A 20111-nucleotide genomic window follows, 5' to 3' on the forward strand; every position below is an offset into this window, starting at 1 on the left:
TAGTAGGATTGAATTGAAATAGAGGGAATAGACAACAGAAAAGCTTCAGTTATCTCTTTTTTGCAGTGATTTGTCCGAATCTACGCTGCCTTTTTGCAAAAATAGCTAGGGCTTCTAAAAACTCCTCTCTTCGGAAATCTGGCCAAAAGGTACTTGTAAAATAAAACTCTGTATAAGAGGACTCCCACAAAAGAAAATTACTCAGTCGCATTTCCCCACTTGTCCGTATCAACAAATCTGGATCTGGAGAAAAATGTGTAGAAAGATGCGCTTTGAAAAATTTCTCATCGATATCGTTAAGGTTGATTTCTCTAGACTGAGCTTTTTTAGCTATTTCCCTCACAGCATTGAGAATATCAAGTCGTGCACCATAGCTCAAAGCAAGAGTAAGGATAAGCTTGAAATTTTTTTCTGTTTTTTGGCAGGTAGCCATCAACTGATTTTGTAGACTTCTTGGCAAATCCGTCATTCTGCCAATCGTTAATAATTTTATACCTCTTTCTACTAACTCATTCTCGTTTTTTAAAAGAAAATCCTGAAACATCGTCATCAAGGCTCGAATCTCAAAATAAGGTCTTTTCCAGTTATCAATGGAAAAGACATAAAGAGTTAAAAACTGTATTCCTATTTCTAAGGCTGTTTGAACCACTTCTTTGGCTGCATTCAACCCTTCCTTATGTCCCTCGATTCGAGGCAAATTTCTTTTTTCAGCCCATCGGCCGTTACCGTCCATGATTATTGCCACATGGTTTGGAATATTCTTCGCATCGAGCAAATAAGAATTAAGTTCTGTATTGACTACTCCATTATTTTTTTGATGCTCGTTTTCAATTGTAATATTCATCTAAATAAAAGTTTGAATTTTCCTTCTCCAATTTTTCTTTTCCCGAATTTAAGGATAAAACATGTTATAGACTAAGATGCTCAGATTTTTATTGAAAAAAAATTTATTCTGAATAATACCCTCATTTTTTTTAAGATGAATTAATCAACAAAAAAAGTCTGTTTCCTATCAGCCCCAACTGAGACAATTTTAATTGGAGCTCCCACAAGAACTCCCAACTTCTTCAAATACTCTTGAGCGGCTTTAGGTAGCTCTTTAAAAGATCTGACTCCTCCTGTATATTCGAGCCATCCTGGCAATTCCTCATAAATAGGGATGCACTCTTCTAACTGTTCTACAGAGTTGGGAGGATATTTTAAAATCTTTCCCTTATATTCGTAGGCCACACAAATGGGGATCTTTTCTATAGTATCAAGCCCATCGAGATTGGTAACAGCCACTTCGTGAAAGCCATTAATCAACGAGGCATATCTAGCCAAAACGCCGTCAAACCAACCACATCGTCTAGCTCTACCCGTTGTCGACCCAAACTCTCTGCCTGTCGAATGGAGTATATTGGAAAGCTCAGCGTTTTCTACTGGAAAAGGACCTTCTCCAACACGTGTGGTATAGGCTTTCATACAACCTATGACTCGAGAGATTTTATGTGGAGGCAATCCACTACCGGTAATAGAGCCTCCAGCAGTGGTGTTGGATGAGGTTACAAAAGGATAGGTTCCAAAATCGATATCAAGGAATGTTCCTTGTGCACTCTCAAAAAGAATTTTTTTCCTTGAAAGGGAAGCTTCATGCAGCCAAAGAGTAGTGTTTGTAACCATTGAAGCAATTTCATCAGCTGCTGCTAAATAAGCATCCGCAATTTCATTCCATAACACAGGCTCCCCACCTAAAAAATGTATATAGCGGTTTTTTTCTTCAACAAGTATCTTGAGCTTTTCAGAAAACTTCTTTCTATCAAGAAGATCAAGGATACGAAGCCCAACTCGGCTTACTTTATCTGCATAGGCTGGTCCAATGCCCTTTTTTGTTGTACCAATCCGGCCTTTCCCACGTCTTTTTTCAAGAAGTTCATCAATAATCCTATGATAAGGAAAGACCATGTGAGCTGTCTCTGAAATAAATAGTCGGCTGCGTATTTCAATACCTCTTTTTTCTATGTTTTTTATTTCATCGACTAGTGAGACTGGATCAATAACCATGCCACCGCCCAGCAAACAAAACTTGTCAGGCCATAAGATCCCTGAAGGGATAAGATGGAGTATAAACTTTTCGTCATGAACCTCTACCGTATGACCCGCATTATCCCCTCCCTGACATCGGACAACGACATCCACATCTTGGGTTAAAAAATCGATTATTTTTCCTTTCCCTTCGTCTCCCCACTGAGCTCCAACAAGAACAGAATTCATGATTCAGCCTTTAGTTTCCAACCCCAACGTAATGATACCCCATCTCGATCATCTTTTTTTTGTCGAGTAGATTTCTACCATCAAAAATGATCGGGCTGATCATTTTTGATTTCATCGATTTCCAATCTAGATTTATAAACTCTTCCCATTCCGTCGCAAGAACTATGCAGTCAGCTTCTTCAGCGACCTCTAAAGCCGAGGAACAATAATGAATCGAAGGTAGTAGTTCTTTTGCCTTTCCCATAGCTTTTGGATCAAAAGCTTGCACAATTGCTCCTTCTTTCAAAAAAACTCTTGCAAGATCCATAGCAACACTACTTCTTACATCATCGGTGTTGTTTTTAAAGGCTAAGCCCAAAAGGCCAATCCTTTTATCTTTTAATACCCATAGAACATTGCGAATTTTTCGTAAAAATATTTCCTTTTGATCATTATTAATTTGAGAGACTTCTTTGAGCAGCTTAAAATCATAGCCCAATTCCTGTGAGATTTTAATAAAAGCAGCCACATCCTTTGGGAAACAGGACCCTCCCCACCCTATGCCAGCTTTAAGAAAATGCTTGCCTATTCTGTGATCTAATCCCATTCCCTCTGCCACCATTTGCACATTGGCTCCAGCTGCTTCGCATATCCTTGATAAGGCATTGATATACGAAATCTTTAAAGCAAGAAAACTATTGGAGGCATGCTTGATAAGTTCTGCGGAATTTAGATCTGTGATGAGGATCGGAGCCTTAAAAGGAGCGTAAACTTCTTTCATTATTTTAATAGCTCTTTCACTGGTAGCACCAATTACAACACGGTCAGGATGAAGCAAATCATGGATGGCAACGCCCTCTCTCAAAAATTCAGGATTACTTACGACATCAAATTCGCTTTTATGGCTATTATATCTTTTGATCGTTTGATAGACTTTTTCTCCGGTCTTGACTGGAACAGTACTTTTATCAACAATGACTCTATAATCTTTTAAAACAGCAGCAATTTGTCTGGCGACCTTTTCGATATAAGTCATGTCGACACTGCCATCTTCCAAGGGGGGGGTAGGAACTGCAATGAAAATGACTAAACTCTTTTCAACCCCTTCCTCGATGCTCTCAGTAAAATGAAGCGTTCCCTTCTTAACATTTTTTTTAACCAGCTCTTCCAGGCCAGGTTCATAAATAGGAATATTTCCTGCTAGGAGAGATTTTATTTTATTTGAATCATTGTCTATGCAAATGACCTCATGGCCGATATCAGCAAAGCAAGCTCCTGTTGTTAATCCCACATAACCGGAACCTATGATTGAGATTTTCATTTTTTAAATTGTCCAATGAATGTGATGATGGATACTGTCGATTTTTGTCGTCGACAAAAATTCACCCCATGACACCTTTTATCGTCTTTCTTAGATAATTTTAGCTTTTTTTTAAATGTGAATTTTTACACGCGGAAAAAACCAAAAAAACGATATAGTGATTTTCGGATATCTTGCAATTTTAATTTTTAAAAAACCCGCTTTATTCCCTTAACTTAAAAAAAATTTCTCTCCTAGAATAAATTCCCAACGATAGCAATTAACCTTAAAAAATCGGCTCCATCCTATTATAGTTTTCTTATGTTTGAACTGTTCATTGAAGAAATTCTTGCCAAAAAAAGGGGGGTCCAAGGAAAATTTCAGGATAAGACTTATATAAGATTGACAAATAGCTATGGGGGATGGCCAGAGGGAAGCATTGTTTTTAAAGATCTTATCATTGCAGGTTTTCCTAAAATCGGAAGAATAAACTCCTTGGAGTCCGGACTACGAGAACAATTTTCTGGTTCCTTTTGGATGGAAGAAAAAGTCGACGGTTATAACGTCCGGATTTTTCACCATCAAGGTCAAATTTATTGTGCCACTCGAGGAGGATTTATCTGCCCATTCAGTACGGACAGAATAGTGGATCTGCTCAATGTAGATATTTTCATCGATCATCCCAATCTTGTTTTATGTGGTGAAATTACTGGGCCTGGAAGTCCTTACATTGAGGGACCCACCCCATTAGTTTCTGAAGATATCAAGCTTTTTATTTTTGATATTGCAAAAGGTTCCACCATGGAATTTCTGCCTGAACGACAAAAACATGAGCTTATTAGTCGATATGCGTTGCCTTCAGTTAAGAATTTTGGTCTTTTTGAAAACCAACCTGAAGACTTGAGGCAAATAAAAAAAATCTTGTTATCGCTTCACAACGAATACAGAGAAGGGGTTATTTTTAAAGAAGAACCATTTGGCCGGCGCACAAAATACGTCACTGCAAATTCTGATTTGAACGATATTGCCGTTTTTTCTCAAAAGATTTTAGATGTGAGCCCTAACTACTTTATCGATAGAATTATACGGTACGTGTTATTTTTAACAGAACTGGGACTGATCGAAGAAAACAACTGGGAAGAAAAACTAGGAAAAGCCTTTGTTTGTGGAATCAAAGAAGTACTCAAAAAGGTGCAAGCAGATGGTCGATCCTCCCGATTTTTTCGATGTCGATTTAGGGAATTGAAAAATGCTGAATATTTTATCGAACATCTTAAACATATTCCAGGACATCAAGAGCATGTAATCATAAAGAAAGTATACAAAGAGAACAGCTATTGGGTTTTGGAGTTTGAAAAGACTTTTCCTTCGACTAGCGACACTTTAAGAAACTGGCTCTCCGGAGCCCTCCGGTTTGATTAGATTTTTTAAACAATCTCTTAAAAATTTTGCATTCATTATTTCAATACCCATCTTATCAGCCCATTTTTTCATGCCTTCATCAGCTGTTACTAAAATCCCTTCCAATTCATAAGCTAAAAGAATGACATCCACATCCTCCCTGCTATCAAGGATGCCTTGTCTTAAGGCTTCGCGATAACGATTTCTTAAGCGGTTTACCAACTGATCAAAAGGAATGGGATTTCCTCCATTTGGCCCTGCAAGTTTCAAATGTTCCTCGGCTATCCTTAGTCCATGATCAATTCTTTTCCTTATTTCTTCAATGAAATCATAAAGAACGAAACCTGGAATGAGCAGGTTAAATTTTCGAGGAGAACGAATGTGGACAGTCAATTCAAAATCGGAAGAGAAAAAACCGGCTCCTTTCATAATTTTCAGTTCTTGATAGGCAGATGAGGGCATAAAAAATTGAGCATCGGCTTTGGTCGCTAAGGAAAGAAAATTTGAAAAAACCGTTGGATCGTCCTCTCCAAATTGTTGCGTAATATCTGGATTTGTAAAGACACTTGTATCCAGAACAAACTTTTTCACTCTTTTCTGTACTTAAGGATCATTATATCTTGATTCTTTTATTCACTCCACTCCAACATTTGTTGAATAGGAATAAAAGCTTTTTTACGGATTTCTTCTGGCAGATCAATCTCAGGATAATCCCTTTCAAGAGAAGAGATAACCTTGTCTATGGTGATCTTTTTCATAAACTTACATTGAGAGCAAGCACATCTGGGTGTCGAAGCCGGGATGAAATTCTTCTCTGGAATTTCTTTTTTAAGCCTAGTGGTCATCCCAACCTCCGTCACAATTATAAACGTATTAGCCGGATGGTTTCTACAATACCTGATCATCTGTTCCGTCGAACAGACCTCATCGGCAAGCATTCTTACTGCTCTTTCACACTCCGGATGAGCCACAATTGGAGCAGTAGGATAATTTTTTTTCAAATTTAAGAGGGATTGATGCGTAAATTCTACATGCACATAGCATTCTCCAGGCCACAAGTCCATCTGTCTACCCGTCTTGCTTTGTACCCATTCCCCTAAATTTTGATCAGGTACGAAAAGAATTTTCTTATCAAGAGGGACTTTTTCGATGATTTTTATGGCATTAGCAGACGTACAAATACAATCACTTAGTGATTTTACCGCCGCAGAGGTATTGACATAAGCTACAATAAAAACCTCTGGATTTTTTATTTTGTATTCAAGAAGTTCTTCATAAGAACATGTATCCGAAAGAGAACAACCCGCTTCCAAATCAGGAAGGATTACTTTTCTATTTGGGTTTAATATCTTGGCTGTTTCAGCCATAAAATGAACCCCACAAAAAACAATCCGTTCTGCCGTAGTATCCCTGGCTTTAAAAGAAAGTCCTAGGGAATCCCCTATATAATCGGCTACTTCCTGAATTTCAGGCAACTGATAATTATGGGCCAAAAGAATAGCGCGCTTTTCTTTTTTAAGTTTTAAAACAGTTTCTTTTTTTTCCCTTAAATCCATTTTTTGTTTTAAGTTGTTTTTTTAAATGTTCTTTTAGAAGACAATGCCGATTCCAATAAAATACAAACAAAACCGATAGTCAGATACGCATCAGCTAGATTAAAAGCTGGCCAATGATACTCTAAAATATGAGCATCTATAAAATCGATCACATGGCCATGAATCACTCTATCTATCCAATTACCTAAGGCACCTGCAAAAATCAAAGAGCTAACAAGCATATGAAAAATATTGGTAAAAATTTTTTTTCTAAAAAAAATAAAGCCTATTAAAATTAATAATAGTGTAAAATATTCCCAAAATCCATTGTTTCCAGCAAATAATCCAAAAGCAATACCTGTATTTTCAACAAAGACAAGATCTAAAAAACCTGGAATTAATTGTTTATTAAAGGAATTTCTAAAAAAAGAAGAAACCCAAGATTTTGTTATCCAATCAAGCAATAGAAAAAGACTCAAGTTTAGAATAAAGAAAAAGACTTTGAATAAATAGCATTTGAAAATCTCCGGTTTATTCAAGGCTGATAGATAATGAGATGACGTCGATGGAGACCCCTTCATAGATAAAAATAGGATTTGGGGGTAAAGTAAATAATCAAAAATAATGATCTTCTTCAAGTTCCTTCAGTCTTTTCTCGTTAGTTTCTTCTACGACTTCTACAAGATTCGGTAATTCCAGAAGAACTTCAAGACTAAGTGGAATTTGATCGGAGAAAAAGCTAGTGGTTTCAATGATTTGTCGGTTATTGGAAAGATATACCCAAGCAAATTCATCCCCCTGAATGATTCGAAATTGCGGATGTTCTTCATAAAAAATATCATCCAGTTTTTCTATTACCATAGTTGACGTATAGTTCCCCTGTCCAGGAATTACCTGCTCAACTCTTTCAAAACGCTCCAGCCAATGTGCCACAAACTTCTCAATTTCTTCTTTTGTAAAAGGTTGTAAGAAAACACCAATGTATCCACTCCGTTGTATCATAAAAGCAGGCTCTTATTGATTTTTAATTGGCATTAAAACATAGACAAAATTCGTCCCTTCGGTTATCAGGCATGGATTGCCTTTGGTTGAAGGATTAACAAATTCTAAAATGACATCTTCTTTTTCCATTTCTTTTAAAGGATCCAAGAGATAGAAAGGATTAAAAGGAATTGAAAATGGCTCCCCTTTAAATTCTTTTATAATGAGGGTTTCTTTGGCTTGTCCAATTTCTGGAGCCTGACAAGAAAGGACTAATTCTTGATTCCCTACGAAATTAAGGATAATTGGAATCGATCCAGAACCACTAGAAGCAATGGAGGAAACCCTACGGATAGAATGCATAAAGCTGTTACGATCGATAACCGCTTTTTCTGTTGTAGCTTTAGGAATAACCTGTTTAAAATTAGGGTACTTGCCTTCGATGAGTTTAGAAAAAAAGAGAATATTGTCGTATTCTAAAAAAATTTTATTTGGATCCAAAAACATCTTTAGAGCCTTGTCAGAATTTTCTAGTATCCTAGAAATTTCTAAAATTGCTTTGGCTGGAACAATCCCTTCAGCTTCCAAACTACCTGTCTCAAAGTCATCAAAAACATAAGCTAACCTTTTCCCATCGGTAGCCGCCACTTCAAAACGACCTGGTTTGACCGAAAACCACGCCCCATTTAATGCAGGCCTACTTTCGTCAGCCATGGCATACTCGACCATTTTCAGCATCTTCCGTAATTTGCTTTGAGGCATTTCCATAGAATTGTTAAACTTTCCTGGAGAGAATTTTGGATAGTCATCCTCTGGCAACCCGTGTAACTTAAATAAACAATTGGCTGAAGAAAGTGTTGTGAGGTGATTGGAATCCGTTTCTAGAGTGAGTTCATTTGACTCTAGCTCTCTGACAATGGTCAATAGTCTTCGGGCGGGCAAAGTAGTTATTCCATTTTCTGTAACCGTTGCTTTTAGGTTTAATTTTAAGCTTGTTTGTAGGTCGGTAGCAAACAAAACAACCAAATCAGGAATCTGTGCTGTCAAATGCAAATGACTAAGAATAGGAAGAGTTGATCTAGGATTAATAATACTTTGAATCAGCGATAAAGATTCAATGAATTGGTTTTTATCCACACAAAATTTCATGCTTATTCTCCAATAATAACACTCTGTTTTTTCTTATACATAGTATTCATAAGAATAATAAAAAAAGGGAAAGAGCTTCTTAATCATTATAAGACAAGGAGTTTGTTCCCTTCTTTTATTTTGAATATTTTATCAATTCTTGTTAATAATTTCATACTTTAAGCAAATTTTTTTTTTAAAAACCTCTTTTTTTCACAACCATTCACACTTTATTGAGAAGAAGTTAATCTTTCGGTGATTTTTTTTATCAGCTGCATTAGATCAGGATCTTGAGTCATTTTTTCTGAAATGGTTCTTTGTGCATGGAGGACTGTTCCATGATCTCTTCCTCCAAAGCTTTCACCGATCTGGGATAATGAAAAATTGGTCAGCTTTCTAGCTAAATACATAGCTACCATTCTGGGAAAAGCTATCGAAGATATCCTTCTTTTTGAAACCATATCCGAATACCTAATATCATAAGCCTCACAGACCATTTTTTGAATCATTTCAATTGTAATGGTTTTTGATGGTTGAATGGAAATAAGATCCTTGAGAAGCGATTCGACTTCTTCCAAACTAACTATTTCCCGCTTATGAATGGAAATATAAGCACAAAGTCTATTTAAGGCTCCTTCCAGTTGCCGCACGTTTGTTTTTATTCTTTCTGCAATAAATTCCAAAATTTTTTCTTCGATAGAAATAGAATAATTTTTCAATTTATTTTTTAATATAGCTAATCTGACCTCAATTCCAGGAGGAAGTATTTCGGCTGTCAATCCCCATTCAAACCTTGATATAAGCCTTTTCTCCAGGTTCTGAAGAGCACTTGGAGCTTCATCTCCGCTTAAAACAATTTGCTTGCTCCCATCAAAAAGGCAGTTAAATGTGTGAAAAAATTCTTCTTGTGATCTTTCTTTCCCAGCCAAGAATTGAATGTCATCAATCAAAAGCACATCGATTTGCCTATATTTTTTTCTAAACTGCACAAGATTTCCTTTTTGTATAGCCTCAATAAATTCATTAGTAAACTGCTCCGAGGTGACGTATTGAAGAAGGATTCTCTTATTCTTTTTAAAAATATAATTACCTATAGCCTGCATCAGATGTGTCTTTCCTAAGCCAACTTTTCCATATAAAAAAAGAGGATTATAAGCTTTGGCTGGAGATTCCGCTACTGCTTTTGCAGCTGCTGCAGCAAACTCACAATTTGGTCCTACTACGAAGTTTTCAAAGGAAAATTTTAAATTTAATCCTTTTGATTCAATGACTGATTTTTCCTCTTGAATAGGCTCTTTAGTAGATTTTTCTATTATCCCCATTTGCTTTTGATCATGATAAAAAGAGACCTTCAGATTTTTGCCAAGAATCCTAGAAGAAGCACCGATAACTTGGGGTAAATAATTTTCTTCTATCCAATATTGATAAATCGGATCGGGAGCCTTCAGTATTAAAATATCATTCTCTATTCCTATCAATTCTATGGGATAAAACCATTTTTCGATCGCTTCTCTGGATATTACTTTTTGAAGTTCTAAACAAATGCCATTCCAAAGAGAATGATATTCAGTAGCCACTTTATTCACAAGTTATTAACAATTATTTTTTTTTATTTCTCAGATATGTTGTTTTGTCTCAATTTTTATAACTCATTAATAATCATAGCCTAAATATTTTTTTTATAAGGAAAATATTTGCTTAATGACAAAAAATAGAAATGGTAACTAAAGTTATTCACATTATCATTATGTTTTCTTTGAATGGATTTTTTATTCTTTTTAAAATTTTTTTCTCTCACAAGAAAATTGACATTTTAAAAAAATAAATTTTTTAAATATTGACATGAATAATTTTTTTCTATCTTCCGATAGAAAAAGCCTTTTAGGTTTTTCCCTTTTCTAAATCAAATATTTAAGCTTCAGAAGAAGCCACTGATTTTTTCATTATTTCAATAGGTGCAGGAAGGCCGGTCCATATTGAAAATGAAAGAGCACCCTGTTCGATAAGCATCCCCAAGCCATTTAATGCCTTGCAACCTAATTTTTTTGCTATTGATTCAAGGGGGGTGGGATTTGGAAAGTATAAAAGATCATAAAGAAGGATTCCAGCCCGCAGAATATTCTCCCAATGAAATCCAAGAGAGTTAAAATGTTGAAAAGGGAGGGCTTGAACAAAAAGCTCGCTTTGCTCAATTGCTTTTTTGACATTAGCTTCCGTTAAAGCCAATACTTGAACTTTAGTTTTGTACTGACTTTCTAAAAGATTTGCTAAATTTAAAGCATTACCATAAGTTCTATTTACTAATATGAGTTTTTGGACACCTTCTCTGGCTGATTGTATGGCAATAGCTTTCCCTGCCCCTCCAGTGCCTAATATGGTAATGGATAACTTTTGGAAGTCAATAAAGAAGTTTTTTTTAACATCCTTTACCCATCCGAGGCCGTCGGTATTAAAGCCCAATAACACATTTTCCCTTCTTTTCACGGTGTTGACTGATCCAAGAGCTATTGCCGAATGGTCCAATTGGTTACACAACTCCATCATCCTTTTTTTAAGAGGGGAAGTACAATTCCAACCTAAAAAACCTTTTTTAACCAAAAGGCCTACCGCCTCTTCTAATTCTTCTTCTGAAACTTCCATACGTATGTATTCTGAATCGATGGATAATTTTTCAAAGGCCGCCTTTTGGAAAATGGGAGATAAGGAGTGAGCAATTGGTTTTCCTAAGACTGCATAACTAGGTTTTGTTGGATGAAAAGCAGCAATTGTTTCCAAAGTAAAATATTTTTGGTCCCTCATAGTAAAAAACAAACAATATTTTCCAATGAATAATAGCTACTAATAGCTAATATGATGGAGAATAGATGGAATAGCGATAGCTAAAAATTGAAAGTTTTCATTAGGATCAAATTAGATTTTAATAGATAAGGGGAAAAAATGGAAAATTTTTCTTTCAATTTGATTTTAGAGGAGCTTCTTACCTCTTATAAGATTCATGGCGGAATCAACTGTGCTGATGGGAAGAATCTCCCTTCAAAAAAAGCCGTCTCAAAACTCACTGAAGACCTTCTAAGTCTTATATTTCCTGGATTTTATATTTCTCTTTCTCTTTCTCAGGACAAAGTAGGAGCGTTTTGTTTGGAAGTTTTAAAAAGAGTGTATCAAGCTTTACTAGCGGAGCTGGAAAAAAGCTTGCTTTTCTCTCCTATAAAGGATCAAACCGCTGCCTCAATATGCCAGAGATTTTTATCTAAACTTCCAGAAATCAGAAAGATTTTAGCTACAGATCTAAAAGCCACCTATGAAGGAGATCCAGCTTCAGCAAGCATTGAAGAAGTACTTTTGGCATATCCAGGAATTGAAGCCATAGCTGTCTATAGATTAGCTCATGTGCTTTATCAGGAAAATGTAGCATTGATTCCAAGGATGATGACCGAATGGGCACATGCAAGAACAGGAATTGACATCCATCCTGGAGCCGAGATTGGTTCAGATTTTTTCATAGACCATGGAACGGGTATTGTCATAGGGGAAACCTGCAAAATTGGACATCATGTGAAAATTTACCATGGAGTTACTCTTGGCGCTCGATCCACCAAGGGTGGAAGAAAATTGCGTGGACAAAAAAGGCATCCTACAATTGAAGATTATGTAACTATCTATCCAGGAGCGACCATTCTTGGAGGAGAAACAGTAATAGGGGCAGGCAGCATCATAGGCGGTAATGTCTGGTTGACACATCCAGTCGCTCCCAATTCGATTGTCACTCTCGTAAATCAAGAAATTCGCGTAAGAACCAAGAACGAATAGCTAAAAAGATAGGTAATGAAACGCATTTACCTTGACTACAATGCCTCAACCCCTATGGATCCAAAGGTTATCAAAGAAATAGCCTCTGGGATGACCGTCATGGGTAATCCTTCCAGCATCCATGAAGAGGGCAGACAGGCGCGCTTTCTCATAGAAAAAGCCCGTGAAAAAGTGGCCCAGCTTCTTGGAGTTAAAAGCAAGGAAATTATTTTTACTTCTGGAGGTTCAGAAAGTGATTCCTTGGCTCTCATGGGGGTTGTCTATGGAAACAAGAAAAAGAAAAACCATATTGTTCTATCGGCAATAGAGCATCATGCTGTTTTAGAAACAGCCTCTTACTTAGAAAAAAATGGATGCAAAATCAGTTTCGTTCCCTGTTCTAAGCAAGGGATAGTCGATGTAGAAAAATTAGCTTCTTACCTTACAGATCAAACTATTCTTGTTTCTATCCAATCGGCAAACAATGAGACAGGTGTCTGCCAGCCAATTGAAGAAATAGCGAATCTGTGCAAACAAAAAGAAATTTTTTTTCATTCCGACATTGTCCAGAGCATCGGTAAAGTTCCCATAGATATAAAAGGATTGTCTTTGGCTAGCCTTTCAGCTCATAAATTTTATGGACCCAAGGGAGTAGGAATCCTTTTTATCAAAGAAGGGGTTCCTTTTGAAAGACTGATCTATGGCGGCAATCAAGAAAAAGGAAAGAGAGGGGGGACAGAGAATTTGTTAGGAATCATTGGACTTGCAAAAGCTTTAGAAATTTCTCTCCTAGAGATGGAGGAACAAAAGGAAAGACAATTTCGACTCATCGAAAGACTGTGGGAATCCCTAGCTGATCTTCCAGGTATAGAGCGTGTTGGAGATCCCAATCGTAGGGTACCTAATACGCTTCTTGTCCTCTTTTCAGGACTCAGTGGACATGATCTTTTAATAGGGCTTGATCTTGCCGGCATTGCAGCATCTAGCGGCTCAGCCTGTATGTCTGGCAGCAGTCAGCCTTCTCATGTCCTTATGGCGATGGGATATGGGTCTTCTCAAGCCATCTCTTCGGTTCGATTTTCTATCGGAAAATTTACCACGGAAGAAGAAATTACCGAAGCAGCCCAAAGAATTAGAGAGGTAGTTCTCTCACAACAAAAAGCATTGTCTTGAAACTTTTATATAGCCATTGCATTGATGATATCAGGAAGAACCGTTGTAAAAGATACCAATTGAAGGTCAAGTTCTTTAATTGTTTCAGAGCTATCAGCAATGGAGTCTTCTTGCAGCATCACAAGCATTTCCTTAGTTATAGGTGGGTTTTTGATCAGTTTTTCAACAATTCTCACAAGAGGTAAAGCAACAGCAGAAGGCACATTAAATAGTAATCTCTTTTCTATACTCTTACGAAACAGCAGTGTGAGGAAAAGCCAAGAAAGCAGATATGGAGCCCAAAAGTCTCCATGCCAATGTTCAATTAAGGCCTTAAGACCGATAAGAGGATAAACTAAAAAGCTTAAGAGTGCCATCGCAATTCTTGATAGGGTATAAAAGGGGAAAGATTCAATTTTGTAGGGTATCTGACCTTGATCTAAAATCAATAATAGAATTTCTTTTAAAGAGTAGACCTCAGGCCCAGTAAGTGTGTAGGTTTTATGAAAGGTGTTAGGATTGGGGATGGCCCGAACAAAGGCTTCTGCTACATTTTCAACGAATATAGGTTGAAGCTTGCTTTTTCCACCATCAATCAATGGGAATAACAGCAGAGGATTATTTTGAAAAAAAAGCATTTTATATAATCTTTTTGTAAAGTCATCTCCAATTCCAAAGACAACAGAGGGCTGAAAAATTGTCCAATCCAGCTCGCTATTTCTTACCAGTTCTTCGGCAGTCCATTTTGTTTGATGATAACGGCTTCTCGCATTAGGACGAGTCCCTAATGCACTCATATGAAGAAATCGTTTCACTCCGTTTTCCTTAGAAGCTTGAATCATGTTTTTGGTAATTTGAACATGCACTTTCTTGAAAGTATCCTGCCCCTGCTCAACAATAATTCCTACCAAATGAATAACGGCATCGACTCCCGAACAGCATTTTCTAGCAAAAGACAGATCCGAAAGATCTCCCGCTAAGAATTCACAAGATAGCTCGTAAAGCGCTTTTATTTGCTTTAAATTCCGAGTCGACACTCTCACCTTATATCCTAGCTGGCAAAGAAGCTTGACGATACTTTTACCAATAAATCCTGTGCCTCCGGTGACTAGTATGGTTGCCATAGCTTGAATATAAATTTCAAAGGAATCGATAAAAAAATAGTGTAAATCAAGGACTAAATAAAAAAGAAACTTTTCCATCTTTATTACTTTTGCTTATGATCTTTTTGTTTCTTTGTTATTGAGTGAGCGAAATTCTAATCTCTATATAAAGGAAAGAAAAAAACATGAAACGATCGATACTCCTTTTTGCCTTTTTATTCTATCCTCTTTTTTTATATGCAAAAACTCCTACGGCTTTTGAAGCCCTTAGAATTGCTGAAAAGCAAGTCAGTCCAGATTCCAAACAGTATTTGTATGGAATCATTGGCCAACGCAGTCCTACAACTTTAACTCCAGTCAGTTGGCAGTTTATTTATTGGAATCCGCATTCATGGTCCCATTCCGAACAAATTACAGTTGCTGGAGGACAGGTAACGGAAATTAAAGATGGTCTTTTTTCCCTTGGAAACTTACACCTTTTGCCTTATAAAAAAGAAAATACGATTAATCCTTCTAAGTTAAAAATAGACTCGAATAGAGCTTTAGACATTGCCACAAAATCTAACGAGATGTTTAAAGCCGTTAGGCTGAGCACAGTAACCTTTCGGCTCGCCTCACTTAAAGAGCATGAAGAAGCGTGTTGGATTCTGGACTTTTTTGCAGACAAAAACGGGCTGGAGCACTCCATTGGCTATGTTATTATAGGGGCAATCACCGGCAAGGTATATAAGATGAAACTAAATTTTTCAAAAGTTTTACATTGATAGAGGCACCATCGATGGTTGAGGTATTATGCAAAATGGGTTATTTCTAGCGATTGTTTTTTTTTTCTTTCAGAGTTTGATCCCTCTTTTTGCTGTGCAAAAATTATCTCCCCTTGCCCCCTCTCCTGATTGGTCACGTCTAGATCAATTTCAAGAAACCATTACAAGGGATGAGTTTGTTCAATTGATAAACACGCTTTATTCTCCAAGTGGATCCTTTTGGCGATATACAATCATTAATGGCAACGAAGTAACTATATATTCAGATACGGAGCATAACGAACTGTTATATCGATTGCGACTTGCTCCCGATCCAGAATCACAGGTGCCTCTAAAGGCAAATTGGGTATCTAATATAAAAACTAGAGGAGAAGAGCCTCTAGAAACTAAGCCACTAAAAGGCCTCATTATCTGCTTGGATCCCGGACATATTGGAGGGAAATGGGCGAAAATGGAAGAAAGGTTTTTTCAAATTGGTTCTGATCCTCCTGTCATAGAAGCTGAGCTCAATATGAATGTTTGTAAAAGAGCAGCGAAATTGTTGGAAGATGCTGGAGCAAGAGTTGTCTGGACAAAAAAAGATTATGAGCCTGTGACAGAACTACGGCCAGCCAATCTAAGGAAGGACGCCATTGCGCTTCTTTTTCCATTCGAAAACCAAGACAATCTGCCATATCGTTTTTCAGATGAAATAGAGAAAAAAATTTCATTAACCGCTGAAAGACTTTTCTATAGAAATGCAGAAATAAGAGCGAGAGCCGAGATAGTGGATCGTTTGAGGCCGGATATAACAATTTGTGTCCATTTCAATGCCGACAAATGGTCAGACCATCCAACACGGGAAGAGCTTGTTCCCAAAAGTAAACTGGTGGTATTCGTTAATGGAAATTATTCGGAGGAAGAGCTAGTTTTTGATGATCAGAAATGGGATATGCTCTACAAGCTTTTGTCTCGGACAGCTCTACCTGAGTTGGAAATTTCTGAAGCTGTAGCCAAAGAAATGGAAGTCGTATGGAACTTCCCACCTGAAACGTATACGAATTGGTCGGCAGCCTATAAAGTCGGGAAAAGTCCTTATGTTTTTGCAAGAAATTTATTGGCTAATCGAATCTATCATAGCCCAGTTGTGTTTATTGAGGGTCCGTATATGAACTCCCATGATTCCTATGATAGGATCATTGCTGGGGATTATGATGGCAATAAAAATATAAATGGAAAATCTGTTAAAAGCATTTTTGTTGAGTATGCAGAAATCATCACTCAGGGAATAATATCCTGGGCTACATCCAAGCAAGGAATTGTTGTTCAAGAATAGGAACAAGAAAAAAACGGTTCTCTTAAACCAAACCAAGGATCATTTTTCCTTCCTCGCTAATCATACTGGGATTCCATGGAGGGTCCCAAACCAAGTCCACTTGGGCTTCTGAAACAGCTGGTATTTCAAGGATTCTTGATTGAGCGTTTTGTGCTAAAATAGTCCCCATGCCACATCCAGGTGCAGTCAATGTCATCTTAACAGCTACTGAATAACTACCGTCTTCTTTACTTTTAATTTGACAGTCGTATACTAATCCAAGATCTACAATGTTTACAGGAATTTCTGGGTCGTAGACTTCTTTTAGGCGGCTGTATATAATTTCTTCGGTCAGTTCTTCATGTTCGCTTAAAATCTCTTTCTGGGAAGAAAGCTCTTGTTGGATTCCAAGGGCATCGGCATCTTTAGAGTCAACTCTCACCAATAGCCTATTATCATAAAGGAGAGTATATGAGCCTCCCAAGGATTGGGTAATCTGGAAGGGTTTATCCTTCTGAAGCTGTACTTTTTCGCCGCTGGGAATGAGAATAGCTTCTAGATCTCTGGTCAACTTGGATTGGGAACTGTTCAGGTTCATTTCACAGTATAGAGTATAGATAACACCTTTGGTTTATACTTGCAAGCAACTGTGGAAAAAGTCAAGAATTCGATCAGCTATTTGCGTATTTTTTAATCTTTGGGCACACTCAGCAAGAAACCCAACCGAATAAAGCTTTTCAAAAACCACTTTGGGTATCCCTCTTTGTTGACTATAAAATAGTTCTTCTTTTGCTAAGCTTCCAGTTGTCGCTCCATGAGTGCATCGAACATCATCGGCCATAATTTCAAGACCAGGTAAGGAATTGGCTTCAGCGTTTTCTCCCAATATCAAATTTTTATTACTTTGATAGGCATCCGTTTTCTGTGCCTCTGGAGAAACATCGATCATGCCAGAAAAAATAGTTTTTGCTGAATCAAACAATACATTTTTAAACAATAGATTACTGGTTGTATAAGGAGCGGAATGAATCTGGAGGGTTCGTTGATCAAATTCTTGATTATTCTTTGCTATAGTAGCTGAAAGAACTTCGGCTGAGCCTCCGGCACCACTGAGGCGTGTTTTGCCTTCAAATCGATTGTATGCCCCTCCAACATTGACGTAGAGAGAAGAACTTTGAGCGTCTTGGCCAACATCGGTAAGGCTGAATAGAAAAGAATTAACCTCTTTGGCCCATTGTTGTACAGAGACAAGTTCGAAATGAGATGATTGCCGAAGGTAACTTTCTATTGCTGAGCAACTAAAGCCTCCTCTCTCATTGATAGATCTAAAATTTAATTGTACTCTTGCCTTACTACCTTCTTCCAAAACGAATAAGCAGTGTGGATAGGTTCCTGTGTTAGGCTCAGAAAGCCAAAACCATACTTCAAAAAATTCCTGAATTTCAACATATTTAGGAACATAAAGAAAAACGCCAGATAGAGTATTCGATCGATGGAGAGCTTCTAATTTGTCACTCCCCATAGAAAGTTTTTCTTTAAAAATGTACTCTTTTAAGAGGTCAGGATATAAGGTTATGGCGTCAAATAAAGGAGAGAAAATGACTCCCATTTTTTGAAGTTTTTCAGAGATTGGAGAATAAAAAAGCAAGGTATCATTTCCGTAGACAATCGAACCAAGTGAATTTTCATAAGGGAAGAATTGACAGATCTTGTCTAGATCCGAAGGACTCACTGGAATCTCTGGAGGGTAACCTTCCCATTTTACTTTCTCTATAGTGGTAAATCGCCATTTTTCATCTTTTTTTTGTGGAGGGGAAAGCCTCTCATAGTCCAAAAGGGCTTGCCTTCGGACATCTTCCCACCAGGAAGGGATGATATTTTTTTCTGCCTTGGTTACTACAGAGTTCTTTTGCATAAGGTGCATGGGAAACTACTCCATTGTCTATTAGAATGACAGATCTTTAAGGAAGCCTAACCAACAGAACCTTCCATTTCCAAATCGATCAACCTTTTTAATTCTACACTATATTCCATGGGAAATTCTCTCACTAGTTCATTGATAAATCCGTTAACTGATAAGCTCATAGCTTCATCTTCAGGTAGTCCACGTTGTTGCATATAAAAGAGTTGTTCAGCACTGATCTTACTAACAGTTGCTTCATGTTGAGTGGCATTTTTATTGCCAATCACTGTTATTGCTGGATAAGTGTCTGTCCGTGAAGAGGAGTTAATAAGTAAGGCATCACATTCGGTATTATTCTTACAATTTTTTAAATGATTAGGCATGCTAACAAGCCCTCGGTAACTGGCTCTTCCTGAGCCAATACTAATGCTCTTGGAAATAATATTACTGGTGGTTTCATCGGCAGCATGATACATTTTTGCACCTGTATCTTGATGCTGACCACTATTTGCTAGCGCAATGCTAAGGACCTCTCCCCTCGCTTTTCTCCCCTTAAGGACAACCCCTGGATATTTCATTGTCAAGCGGGAGCCGATGTTGCAGTCGAGCCATCGGACTTCGGCTTCTTCCATGGCAATGGCTCTTTTGGTTACTAGATTGAAAACATTCGAACTCCAATTTTGGACCGTTATATATTGAATTTTTGCACCAGGCATGGCGACCAACTCAACGACAGCACTGTGTAAGGTGGAGGTTTCAAACCGAGGCGCCGTACATCCCTCCATGTATGTCACTTCTGATCCTTCATCAGCAATGATAAGAGTTCTTTCAAACTGACCAAAACTTTCGGCATTGATTCTGAAATAAGCTTGAAGCGGCTGTTGAACTTTAACTCCTGGAGGGACATATATAAAGCTTCCACCACTGAAGACGGCACTATTCAAAGCCGCAAACTTATTATCGGCTGGGGGTATAACTTTAGCAAACCACTTTCGAAAAATTTCTGGATATTTGTGTAATCCCTCTGTGCTGCCAACAAATATAACCCCTTGTTTACTTAATGATTCTTTGATGTTGGAATAAGCAGATTCGCTGTCAAATTGAGCTTCAACGCCAGCAAGAAACTTTCTTTCCTGCTCCGGAATCCCCAATCTTTCAAAGGTTTTTTTAACTTCCTCAGGCACATCGTCCCAACTTCTTTGAGGAGCCTTGTTGTAGGCTAGATAATAGCGGATTTTATCAAAATCAATTTTTTCGAGCTCTTTGCTTGCCCAATGCACAGGCAAAGGCTTTTGGAGAAAAATATGAAGGGCTCTTTTCCTAAAAGCACGGATCCAATCGGGGTCATTTTTTACATCGCAAATATAATCAATGGTTTTTTCATTTAGCCCTATGCCAGCATCATAAGAATACTCAATATCATAAGAGAAATCCTCTACAAGGGAATTGATTGACACAACCTCTTCTTTATTCATTTCTTTTACAGTCTGCATAGGTTTCCCCCTTTTTTGTTTATAATGAAATGTAGT

19 protein-coding genes are annotated in these 20111 nt (G+C 37.5%); 5 read left to right on the plus strand and 14 right to left on the minus strand.

Annotation, left to right across the window (positions count from 1 at the left end):
* Nucleotides 1-49 precede the first annotated feature (49 nt).
* The 3 genes from A7Q09_RS09000 to A7Q09_RS09010 form a co-directional block, all read right to left on the minus strand.
* Nucleotides 50-844, minus strand: coding sequence for an isoprenyl transferase (locus A7Q09_RS09000; protein ID WP_134391122.1), 795 nt, complete (start codon nucleotides 842-844; stop codon nucleotides 50-52).
* A 140-nt stretch (nucleotides 845-984) separates the two neighbouring features.
* Nucleotides 985-2253, minus strand: a complete 1269-nt coding sequence (locus tag A7Q09_RS09005; RefSeq protein ID WP_208526730.1) for an adenylosuccinate synthase — start codon at nucleotides 2251-2253, stop codon at nucleotides 985-987.
* Between the two features lie 10 nt (nucleotides 2254-2263).
* Nucleotides 2264-3553 carry a UDP-glucose/GDP-mannose dehydrogenase family protein gene (locus A7Q09_RS09010; RefSeq protein WP_134391124.1) on the minus strand — a complete coding sequence of 430 codons (1290 nt, stop codon included), beginning with the start codon at nucleotides 3551-3553 and terminating at the stop codon, nucleotides 2264-2266.
* Between the two features lie 300 nt (nucleotides 3554-3853).
* On the opposite strand from A7Q09_RS09010, the gene A7Q09_RS09015 reads away from it, so the two are divergent.
* Nucleotides 3854-4954, plus strand: coding sequence for an RNA ligase (locus A7Q09_RS09015; protein ID WP_134391125.1), 1101 nt, complete (start codon nucleotides 3854-3856; stop codon nucleotides 4952-4954).
* Here the strand turns inward: A7Q09_RS09015 and A7Q09_RS09020 are convergent.
* The 7 genes from A7Q09_RS09020 to aroE form a co-directional block, all read right to left on the minus strand.
* Entirely contained in the window at nucleotides 4916-5524 is a 609-nt protein-coding gene (locus tag A7Q09_RS09020; RefSeq protein ID WP_134391126.1) for an RNA ligase partner protein, read from the minus strand. The genes A7Q09_RS09015 and A7Q09_RS09020 overlap by 39 nt on opposite strands.
* A gap of 38 nt (nucleotides 5525-5562) precedes the next feature.
* On the minus strand, nucleotides 5563-6489 hold the full coding sequence (gene nadA / locus A7Q09_RS09025; protein ID WP_134391127.1) for a quinolinate synthase NadA: 927 nt from the start codon (nucleotides 6487-6489) through the stop codon (nucleotides 5563-5565).
* A gap of 8 nt (nucleotides 6490-6497) precedes the next feature.
* On the minus strand, nucleotides 6498-7049 hold the full coding sequence (gene lspA / locus A7Q09_RS09030) for a signal peptidase II (protein ID WP_134391128.1): 552 nt from the start codon (nucleotides 7047-7049) through the stop codon (nucleotides 6498-6500).
* 34 nt (nucleotides 7050-7083) lie between these two features.
* Nucleotides 7084-7470 carry a hypothetical protein gene (locus A7Q09_RS09035; protein WP_134391129.1) on the minus strand — a complete coding sequence of 129 codons (387 nt, stop codon included), beginning with the start codon at nucleotides 7468-7470 and terminating at the stop codon, nucleotides 7084-7086.
* 12 nt (nucleotides 7471-7482) lie between these two features.
* Nucleotides 7483-8598, minus strand: coding sequence for a DNA polymerase III subunit beta (dnaN, locus tag A7Q09_RS09040; RefSeq protein ID WP_134391130.1), 1116 nt, complete (start codon nucleotides 8596-8598; stop codon nucleotides 7483-7485).
* Between the two features lie 209 nt (nucleotides 8599-8807).
* The gene (gene dnaA, locus A7Q09_RS09045) at nucleotides 8808-10163 is read right to left on the minus strand and encodes a chromosomal replication initiator protein DnaA (RefSeq protein WP_134391131.1); all 1356 of its coding nucleotides are present in this window, start codon (nucleotides 10161-10163) and stop codon (nucleotides 8808-8810) included.
* A 325-nt stretch (nucleotides 10164-10488) separates the two neighbouring features.
* On the minus strand, nucleotides 10489-11376 hold the full coding sequence (gene aroE, locus A7Q09_RS09050) for a shikimate dehydrogenase (protein WP_134391132.1): 888 nt from the start codon (nucleotides 11374-11376) through the stop codon (nucleotides 10489-10491).
* Nucleotides 11377-11514: 138 nt separating this feature from the next.
* Here aroE and epsC point away from each other — a divergent pair, with 138 nt between their 5' ends.
* Both epsC and A7Q09_RS09060 read left to right on the plus strand, forming a co-directional pair.
* On the plus strand, nucleotides 11515-12387 hold the full coding sequence (gene epsC, locus A7Q09_RS09055) for a serine O-acetyltransferase EpsC (RefSeq protein WP_134391133.1): 873 nt from the start codon (nucleotides 11515-11517) through the stop codon (nucleotides 12385-12387).
* 15 nt (nucleotides 12388-12402) lie between these two features.
* Nucleotides 12403-13539: a cysteine desulfurase family protein gene (locus tag A7Q09_RS09060; RefSeq protein ID WP_134391134.1), complete on the plus strand. Its 1137-nt coding sequence runs from the start codon at nucleotides 12403-12405 to the stop codon at nucleotides 13537-13539.
* Between the two features lie 5 nt (nucleotides 13540-13544).
* Here A7Q09_RS09060 and A7Q09_RS09065 read toward each other — a convergent pair whose 3' ends face one another.
* Nucleotides 13545-14720 carry a complex I NDUFA9 subunit family protein gene (locus A7Q09_RS09065; protein WP_244228633.1) on the minus strand — a complete coding sequence of 392 codons (1176 nt, stop codon included), beginning with the start codon at nucleotides 14718-14720 and terminating at the stop codon, nucleotides 13545-13547.
* A gap of 86 nt (nucleotides 14721-14806) precedes the next feature.
* On the opposite strand from A7Q09_RS09065, the gene A7Q09_RS09070 reads away from it, so the two are divergent.
* Together A7Q09_RS09070 and A7Q09_RS09075 are read left to right on the plus strand one after the other, a co-directional pair.
* Nucleotides 14807-15385 carry a hypothetical protein gene (locus tag A7Q09_RS09070; RefSeq protein WP_134391135.1) on the plus strand — a complete coding sequence of 193 codons (579 nt, stop codon included), beginning with the start codon at nucleotides 14807-14809 and terminating at the stop codon, nucleotides 15383-15385.
* A gap of 28 nt (nucleotides 15386-15413) precedes the next feature.
* Nucleotides 15414-16700 carry an N-acetylmuramoyl-L-alanine amidase gene (locus tag A7Q09_RS09075; RefSeq protein WP_134391136.1) on the plus strand — a complete coding sequence of 429 codons (1287 nt, stop codon included), beginning with the start codon at nucleotides 15414-15416 and terminating at the stop codon, nucleotides 16698-16700.
* A 22-nt stretch (nucleotides 16701-16722) separates the two neighbouring features.
* Here the strand turns inward: A7Q09_RS09075 and sufT are convergent, their stop codons facing one another.
* Genes sufT through sufB form a run of 3 tightly spaced genes read right to left on the minus strand, consistent with a single transcriptional unit; the run spans nucleotide 16723 to nucleotide 20075 of the window.
* Nucleotides 16723-17277, minus strand: coding sequence for a putative Fe-S cluster assembly protein SufT (gene sufT, locus A7Q09_RS09080; RefSeq protein WP_134391137.1), 555 nt, complete (start codon nucleotides 17275-17277; stop codon nucleotides 16723-16725).
* Nucleotides 17278-17310: 33 nt separating this feature from the next.
* On the minus strand, nucleotides 17311-18594 hold the full coding sequence (locus tag A7Q09_RS09085; RefSeq protein ID WP_244228634.1) for a SufD family Fe-S cluster assembly protein: 1284 nt from the start codon (nucleotides 18592-18594) through the stop codon (nucleotides 17311-17313).
* Between the two features lie 56 nt (nucleotides 18595-18650).
* The gene (gene sufB / locus A7Q09_RS09090) at nucleotides 18651-20075 is read right to left on the minus strand and encodes a Fe-S cluster assembly protein SufB (protein ID WP_134391139.1); all 1425 of its coding nucleotides are present in this window, start codon (nucleotides 20073-20075) and stop codon (nucleotides 18651-18653) included.
* Nucleotides 20076-20111 lie beyond the last annotated feature (36 nt).

It is taken from the genome of Methylacidiphilum sp. Yel (genome assembly GCF_004421185.1).
GTDB lineage: Bacteria > Verrucomicrobiota > Verrucomicrobiia > Methylacidiphilales > Methylacidiphilaceae > Methylacidiphilum.